A 492-nucleotide genomic window follows, 5' to 3' on the forward strand; every position below is an offset into this window, starting at 1 on the left:
GTCCTCGAAAGCTGGACGACGGCGTACGTGGACGCCGAACTCGACGCCGCCGAGATACCCGAGGCCGAAGTGAGAGCCAACGAACTGCTCACGTCCGTCTTCCGAAATCTGTTGAACAACGCCGTCCAACACAACGACAAGGAGACGGCGCGCGTGAGCATCGACGGCGACGTTCGATCGGAGACGGTCGTCGTCCGGGTCGCCGACAACGGACCCGGGATTCCGGATGGGCAGAAAGACGCCGTCTTCGGGCGGACCGAGGCTGGTCTGGACGATCCGGCGGCTGGCGTCGGCCTCTATCTCGTGGATACACTCGTCTCACAGTACGACGGCAGCGTCTCCCTGAAAGACAACGAACCGGAGGGAACGGTCGCTGTCGTCGAATTGCCGAGAGCGACCAGTTCGGAAGACTAACACCTCGTTCTAGGAGCGACATACGAGCCGCTCACAGTGTGAGTGACGTGCGGCAGAAAGAAGCCGGTGGAGGGATTT

1 protein-coding gene is annotated in these 492 nt (G+C 61.8%); it reads left to right on the forward strand.

Annotation, left to right across the window (positions count from 1 at the left end; all coding sequences use genetic code 11):
• On the forward strand, positions 1-414 hold a 414-nt coding region (locus DEQ92_RS22120), incomplete at its 5' end, for a sensor histidine kinase KdpD (RefSeq protein ID WP_147299582.1).
• Between the last annotated feature and the right edge of the window lie 78 nt (positions 415-492).

The sequence above is a fragment of the Haloferax sp. Atlit-6N genome (genome assembly GCF_003383195.1).
Lineage (GTDB): Archaea > Halobacteriota > Halobacteria > Halobacteriales > Haloferacaceae > Haloferax > Haloferax gibbonsii.